Genomic DNA, 6,990 nt, shown 5'->3' with positions numbered 1-6,990 from the left:
AAACACGAGAATGACGGCTTGAATCGGCCCATCTCTCCCGCATTGCGAAATGCTGAAGTCCTTGGCTTGTGCAACATCAAGCGCAAACCTCATTGATCAGCGATTCCCTAGGCTTGCCTCACCTTGCGTGCGGTGGGCCAGTCAGGACCTGGCCCGCACGCCGACGACTCAGGAGCAATGCAATGTTCAGGCACATAGCCGAATCAACGTACCGCGCGCCGGAACCCATGGCGTTGCCGGAGGAGGCGCTGACCCTGCGCAGCTGGCTGCGCCACCTTGGCAACACCGGCAGGCTGGCGGCAATAGACGAGCCGGTTGCGCTTGAGCACACCCTTGCCGCGGTCGCCAAGCGGCTGGATGGCGAGCGCGCGGCCTTCTTCAACCGGCCCGGTGGCCATGCGATTCCAGTGGTGAGCGGATTCATGTCTCGCCGCTCGTGGATCGCCGAGGCGATGAGGGTGCCCGAAGACGGCTTGCTGGAACGCTTCCGCAGTGCGGCCGCGCAGCCCCTGCCGGTGCGCGAGATCGCCCAGTGCGAGGCAGCGTGCCAGCAGGTCATCCACCTGGACAAGGTGAACCTGCACGAACTGTTGCCCATCCCGACCCACAGCGAGCACGACAACGGTCCCTATATCACGGCCGGCCTGGCTATCGCGCGAAACCCGCGCTCGGGCGTGCAGAACGTCTCGATCCACCGCATCCAGGTGCATGCGCCGGACCGCATGGCCATCCTGATGCTGCCACGCCATCTCGACGCGTTCTACCGTGCGGCCGAAGCATGCGGCGAGGCGCTGCCGATCGCCATCGTCATCGGTGTCGATCCTCTCACCATGCTGGCTTCGCAGGCCATCACACCGATCGACCATGACGAATTGGAGATCGCCGGCGCGCTGCATGGGGCGCCGCTTCCCGTGATCAAGTGCCGCACCAGCGATGTGCGCGTGCCGGCCAATGCCGAGATCGTGATCGAGGGCCGGCTTCTGCCCGGCGAGCGCGAGATGGAAGGACCCTTTGGCGAGTTTCCCAAGTACTACAGCAGCGCCGAGTTGCGCGAGGTCATCCAGGTCGATGCTGTCACGCACCAGCATCGCCCAATTTATCACACCATCGTGCCGGCGGAGATGGAGCACCTGCTGCTTGGGGCGATTCCGCGCGAGGCCACCTTGCTGGCACATCTGCAGCGCAGCCATCCCGGGGTGCAGGATGTGCATCTGTCAGTGGGCGGCGTATGCCGGTACCACTTGTATGTGAAGCTCGACAAGAAGCGCGAGGGCGAGGCGAAGAACGTCATTCTCTCAGCGTTTGGCGCGCATTACGACATCAAGCAGGTGATCGTGGTGGATACCGATGTCGACGTCCACGACCCCGCCGAGGTCGAATGGGCGGTCGCGACGCGCTTCCAGGCGGACCAGGACCTGGTGGTGATCGCGGGGGCGCAGGGCTCGGTGCTCGATCCCTCCACGACCGTCGCGGCCAGCCTGGCCGGTATCGACAACCCGGAGCCGCACCTGCAAGGCATCTGCGCCAAGATGGGGCTCGACGCGACCCGCCCGGTCAAGTATTCGGGGCATGTGTTCACGCGCGTGCGGATTCCAGGCGAGTCGACCATCGATGTGCAGGCGCTGGTGTCGGCCGACCCATCGCGCTGGAAAGCGTATCTCGGCGATGGAGCGTGATGCCATGGCCAGCCAGAAACGCATCATCGTCGGCATCTCCGGCGCCAGCGGCGCCGCCATCGGCGTCAACCTCCTCAAGGCGATACGCAGCCTGGACAACGTCGAGTCGCATCTCATCGTGTCGGCTTCGGGCATGCTCACCGCGACCCAGGAACTCGGCATCAAGCGCAGCGAGCTCGAAGCGCTTGCCGACATCGTGCATAACGTGCGCGATATCGGCGCGGCCGTAGCTAGCGGCTCCTTCGTGACCGCGGGCATGGTGGTTGCGCCGTGCTCGATGAAGACGCTGGCATCGGTGGCCAACGGGTTCTCCGACAACCTGCTGACGCGTGCCGCGGACGTGGTGCTCAAGGAGCGGCGGCGCCTGGTGCTGGTGGCGCGCGAAACCCCGCTGAACCTGGCCCATCTGCGCAACATGGTGCACGCCACCGAGATGGGCGCGGTCGTGATGCCGCCCGTTCCCGCCTTCTACACGCATCCGGTCAGCATCGAAGACGTGGTCAATCACACCGTGGGTCGCATCCTCGACCTGTTCCAGATCGAGCACGACACGCTGGCCAGCCGCTGGTCGGGGCTCGCTCACGATTTCGCCGGCTGAACGCCAGCGCAGCGGACCGGGGCGTCGTTCCCGGCCGCGCCTTGAATACTGAACCAGCAGGAGACAGACATGAAAACGTGGCTCGCCCATGCCGGGCTCGCTTTGCTGTTGGCAACGGGACTTGCCCATGCGGACGGCTATCCCGCCAAGCCGATCCGCATCGTGGTGCCGTACCCGCCCGGCGGCTTTAACGACACGCTGGCCCGCATCGTCGGCAGCCGGCTCACCGCAGCCTGGGGCCAGCCCGTGGTGGTGGACAACAAGCCCGGGGCGGGCACGATCATCGGCACCTCGTTCGTGGCCAAGGCCGCGCCCGATGGCTATACCCTGCTGGTGGTGCAGTTCCCCTTTGGTGCCAATCCCTGGCTCTATAAGTCGCTGCCTTACGACACCCTCAAGGACTTCACGCCCGTCATCCTGGCTGGGCAGTCGCCGATGACCCTGGTGGTGACAAGCGGGTCGCCGATCCGGTCCGTGGACGATCTCGTCAAAGCCGCGAAAGGCATGCCCGGCAAGATCAACTATGGCTCGTCGGGCAGCGGTTCATCCAATCACCTTGCCATGGCGCTGTTCGAGCGCAGTGCCGGCGTCTCGCTTGCCCAGGTGCCTTACAAGGGCAGCACGCCCATGCTGACCGACCTGGCCGGCGGGCAGGTCGAAGTGGCCTTCGACGCCTTGCCCCATGTGTTGCCGTTCGTGAAGTCCGGCAAGGTACGCGCGCTCGCCGTGGCGGACCGGAGCCGCTTCGCGTCGCTTTCCACAGTGCCCACCATGGCGGAGAGCGGCCTGCCCGGCTACGACGCGTCATCGTGGCACGGCATTGTCGCGCCGGCCGGCACGCCCCCGGAGACCGTGCGAAAGCTGAACGCGCAGATCAACGACGCGCTGCGCACGGCGGAGGTGCGCAACATCTTCCACGACCAGGGCGTCAGTCCGGCCGGCGGCAGCCCGGCGGACTTCTCGGCGTTCATCGGCAAGGAACTGGCGAAGTGGAAGCAGGTGGTGCATGACGCGGCGATCCCCTTGCAATGACGCAGCAACGACGCACATGACAAGGGGAGAACACATGGGAACGCCGAGGGACCGCTTCGACTATGTGATCGTTGGTGGCGGGTCCGCCGGCTGCGTGCTGGCCAATCGCCTGTCGCGGGACCCGGGCATACGCGTCGCGCTGATCGAGGGGGGCGTCGATACTCCGCCTGGCGCGGTGCCGGCGGAGATTCTCGACAGCTATCCGATGCCCTTGTTCTTCGGCGACCGGTACATCTGGCCATCGCTGCAGGCGCGCGCCGTGGCAGGGGGGCCCGCCAAGCTCTACGAGCAAGCGCGCGTCATAGGCGGCGGATCGAGCATCAATGTGCAGGCCGCCAACCGCGGGCTGCCGCGCGACTACGACGAGTGGGCGGCGTCGGGCGCGCCCGGCTGGTCATGGCAGGACGTGTTGCCGTTTTTCCGCAAGCTCGAACGCGATGTGGATTTCGCCAGCAGCCCGATGCACGGCAGCGACGGCCCGGTGCCGATCCGCCGCATCCCGCCGCAGGCGTGGCCGCCGTTCTGCACGGCATTTGCGCAAGCGATGGGCCGCAGCGGTTTGTCCGCGCTGGACGACCAGAACGCGGAGTTCGGCGATGGCTGGTTTCCCGCTGCCTTCTCGAACGTCGATGGCAAGCGGGTATCGACCGCCATCGCCTATCTCGATGCGCACACGCGCAAGCGGACCAATCTGCGGATCTTTGCCGAGACAACGGTGAAGGAGCTCGTCGTATCCGGACGGGAAGCGCGCGGGGTGATCGCCGTTCGTGCCGACGGAGCGCGGCTGGCGCTGGAAGCCGGAGAGGTCATCGTGTCCGCGGGCGCGCTGCAGTCGCCCGCCATCCTGATGCGCGCGGGGATTGGCGACGCGGCCGCGCTGCAGGCGCTCGGCATCGAGGTGGTGGCCGACCGGCCCGGCGTTGGCCGCAATCTCCAGGATCATCCTGCGCTGACCTTCTGCCAGTTCCTCGCGCCCGAGTACCGCATGCCGCTCTCGCGCCGGCGCTCGAGCATGACGGCGGCGCGCTTCTCATCCGAAGTGCCGGGCGGGGAAGCATCGGACATGTATTTGTCCAGCTCGACGCGGGCGGGCTGGCATGCGCTCGGTAATCGGCTCGGCCTCTTCTTCCTGTGGTGCAACCGGCCATTCTCGCGCGGGCAGGTGAGCCTTGCGGGAGCCCAGCCGGATGTGCCGCCAATGGTGGAGCTCAACCTGCTAGACGACGAGCGGGATCTGCGACGCATGGTGGCTGGTGTGCGCAGGCTGGTGCGGATTGTCGGTGCGTCGGCCTTGTATCAGCATCCGGATGATTTCTTCCCCGCTATGTTTTCGCCGCGCGTCAAGGCACTGAGCCGCGTGAGCCGCGGCAATGCGTTGCTCACCGGGTTGCTGGGGGCACTGCTCGATGTCTCGGGGCCGCTACGCAGAAGCCTGATCGCGCGCTTTGTCACGGGCGGGGCAAACCTGGCCAGCCTGCTCGCGGATGAGTCCGCGTTGGAGGGCTTCGTGCGCCAGAGCGTCTTCGGGGTCTGGCATGCCAGCGGCACTTGCCGGATGGGCGCGCATGCGGACCGGAGCGCGGTGACGGATGCAACGGGCCGCGTCCACGATGTCGGCCGGCTGCGCGTCGTCGACGCGTCGCTGATGCCTCGGCTGCCGACGGCCAATACCAACATTCCCACCATCATGCTCGCGGAAAAGATCGCCGATGCCATGTTGGCCGAGCGCCGCGCAACCCGGCGGGCGTTGAGCGAAGTTGCCGATCCGGGCTGAACACCGAAGCTGAAAGCCAAAGGTGAACACCGAAGCTGCACTATGGCGCGCCACCAGCGCCTGGAACGAGGAGACAACGATGAAATACGATGACGAAGTCCGCGCACGCTCTTACCGCTTCCGCGACGAGTATGTCGCGTCCACGCCCGCGTGGTACCGCGGCGAACTGCATCTCGCCTTCACGCTGCTGTTCACGGGTGGGGTGATTGCCTGGTGCGCGATGAAACTGCAAGCACCGACGCTGGCGCAGTGGCTCGCGATCGTGCCGATTTTCCTGTTCGGGAACTGGGCCGAGTGGGCCGCGCACCGCTATGTACTGCATCGGCCGACGCGCTTTTTCAGCATGATCTACAAACGGCATTGCGCGGTGCATCATCGCTTCTTCACGCACCTTACGCTTGAGTACAAAGGCCAGAAGCACTGGCGCGCCTTGTTGTTCCCGCCCTTTGCGCCAGTGGCTTTCGTGCTTGCCGCAGTGCCGTTCGCACTGGCGATCGGCGCGGTGTTCTCGAAGAACGCGGGGTATATCGCGCTGATGACGATGGCGGCGTACTACCTGATGTACGAAGGACTGCATACGCTATCCCACATCACGGACAGCCCGCGGCTGGACAAGATGCCATTGGTGGGTACCGTGCGGCGCCTGCACGTCACGCATCACGATCCCGAACTGATGGCCACGCAGAACTTCAACCTGACCTTCCCGATCTGCGACACGCTGTTCGGCACGCGCAGCGATGCCCCGCGCGTGGTGCGCAGGCCGGTGGAAGGGCAGGGGTAGCCAGGGCCGCAGCGCCCGGATCAGGCGGCGGTGCCGGATACCCTCCGGATCTCCTCGGCCACGATCGCGATCAGCGCGTCGGCGGCCGTGCTGAGCGGGCGCTGCGGATGGCTCACGCACACCAGGTGGCGTACGATGCGCGGCGCAAGGATGGGGTACACGCGCAACCGGCCCTCGCCCACGGCGCGTTGCACCACGATGCGCGGCAGCACCGTGGCAAAGCGCGTGGCTTCGACGAACTGGACGATGGTGCCAAGGATGTCGATCTCGAACTTCGGTTGCAAGGTCACGTCTTCCAGTTGCGTGGCCGCATCCAGCACGCCGCGCAAGCCATGGCGCTTGGTGGGCAGCACCAGTTCCAGCCCCGGCAGCTTGGTGAGTTCCACGGCTGCCGGCAGTTCCGGGCCATGTTTGGCACTGGTGACCAGCACCATTTCCTCGTCGTGCAGGGATTGCACATGGAGCGAGAGCTTGCCACGGGGCTTATGCACCACGGCCGCGTCAAGCTGGCCGGCGGAAACCTGGTCGATCAGCGTGGCGCTGAAGCCGTCCGCCACCGATACCTCCACGTTCGGGTAGCGCGCGTTGAAACGCGCCAGCGAACCCACCAGCACGCTCTCCGTCTCCGACGCCACCATGCCGATGGAGATGCTGCCGGCCACTTGCTCGTCGCGTTGCATCAGCTGTTGCCGCGCATTGGCCAGGTCGCGCACGATCGGCAGCAACAGCCGATACATCATGCGGCCGGCGGCGGTCGGCACCATACCGTGCGGGATGCGATCGAACAGCTTCTGTCCGAACTCTTCCTCCAGCTTGGCGATCTGCATGCTCAGCGCCGGCTGCACGATATTCAGCCGTTTCGCCGCGCGCGTGACGGAGCCGTCTTCGAACAGCGCAATGAAATACTGGATCTGTTTGAGGTCCATGCCAAGTGATCGATCAGGTATCAATAAATTTGTACGGCTGGGACTGAGCGTATCAGCTTTTTTGCCGCCCCATCGCGGGAACGCCTGCCCCACTATTTGGGGAAAACACTTATCCTTGGCGCGCTAGCAGGCCAGATGTGCTCGTCAACGCCCATCAGGACTTGCATCATTATCATTGATACAGCGAATCAAAAAACACTATT

The 6,990-nt window shown here is 65.4% G+C and carries 6 protein-coding genes; 5 read left to right on the top strand and 1 reads right to left on the bottom strand.

The genetic code is table 11. From position 1 onward, the window contains the following. Positions 1–227: 227 nt before the first annotated feature. The 5 genes from LDO29_RS27540 to LDO29_RS27520 all read left to right on the top strand — a co-directional run bounded on the left by LDO29_RS27540 (position 228) and on the right by LDO29_RS27520 (position 5,861). Positions 228–1,676 (top strand): UbiD family decarboxylase, encoded by a 1,449-nt coding sequence (locus tag LDO29_RS27540; RefSeq protein WP_224082915.1) that lies wholly within the window; start codon positions 228–230, stop codon positions 1,674–1,676. Between the two features lie 4 nt (positions 1,677–1,680). Then, positions 1,681–2,274 (top strand): UbiX family flavin prenyltransferase, encoded by a 594-nt coding sequence (locus tag LDO29_RS27535; protein ID WP_224082912.1) that lies wholly within the window; start codon positions 1,681–1,683, stop codon positions 2,272–2,274. Between the two features lie 69 nt (positions 2,275–2,343). Beyond that, on the top strand, positions 2,344–3,306 hold the full coding sequence (locus LDO29_RS27530; RefSeq protein WP_224082911.1) for a tripartite tricarboxylate transporter substrate binding protein: 963 nt from the start codon (positions 2,344–2,346) through the stop codon (positions 3,304–3,306). Positions 3,307–3,340: 34 nt separating this feature from the next. Continuing rightward, positions 3,341–5,080, top strand: a complete 1,740-nt coding sequence (locus LDO29_RS27525; protein WP_224082910.1) for a GMC family oxidoreductase — start codon at positions 3,341–3,343, stop codon at positions 5,078–5,080. A 79-nt stretch (positions 5,081–5,159) separates the two neighbouring features. Further along, a complete protein-coding gene (locus LDO29_RS27520) occupies positions 5,160–5,861 on the top strand; it encodes a sterol desaturase family protein (RefSeq protein ID WP_224082909.1) in 702 nt (233 codons plus the stop codon). A gap of 20 nt (positions 5,862–5,881) precedes the next feature. Here the strand turns inward: LDO29_RS27520 and LDO29_RS27515 are convergent, their stop codons facing one another. Further along, on the bottom strand, positions 5,882–6,787 hold the full coding sequence (locus LDO29_RS27515) for a LysR family transcriptional regulator (RefSeq protein ID WP_224082908.1): 906 nt from the start codon (positions 6,785–6,787) through the stop codon (positions 5,882–5,884). Between the last annotated feature and the right edge of the window lie 203 nt (positions 6,788–6,990).

This window comes from Cupriavidus laharis (genome assembly GCF_914271435.1).
In the GTDB taxonomy this organism is placed as follows: domain Bacteria; phylum Pseudomonadota; class Gammaproteobacteria; order Burkholderiales; family Burkholderiaceae; genus Cupriavidus; species Cupriavidus laharis.
Note: the sequence above shows the minus strand (reverse complement) of the source record. Positions and strands in the feature narration are given on the sequence as shown.

Bases quoted from the DNA above. Each gene is read 5' to 3' on its own strand.
- LDO29_RS27535 (WP_224082912.1), top strand. From the start codon at position 1,681: ATGGCCAGCCAGAAACGCATCATCGTCGGCATCTCCGGCGCCAGCGGC.
- LDO29_RS27520 (WP_224082909.1), top strand. From the start codon at position 5,160: ATGAAATACGATGACGAAGTCCGCGCACGCTCTTACCGCTTCCGCGAC.
- LDO29_RS27540 (WP_224082915.1), top strand. From the start codon at position 228: ATGGCGTTGCCGGAGGAGGCGCTGACCCTGCGCAGCTGGCTGCGCCAC.
- LDO29_RS27530 (WP_224082911.1), top strand. From the start codon at position 2,344: ATGAAAACGTGGCTCGCCCATGCCGGGCTCGCTTTGCTGTTGGCAACG.
- LDO29_RS27525 (WP_224082910.1), top strand. From the start codon at position 3,341: ATGGGAACGCCGAGGGACCGCTTCGACTATGTGATCGTTGGTGGCGGG.
- LDO29_RS27515 (WP_224082908.1), bottom strand. From the start codon at position 6,787: ATGGACCTCAAACAGATCCAGTATTTCATTGCGCTGTTCGAAGACGGC.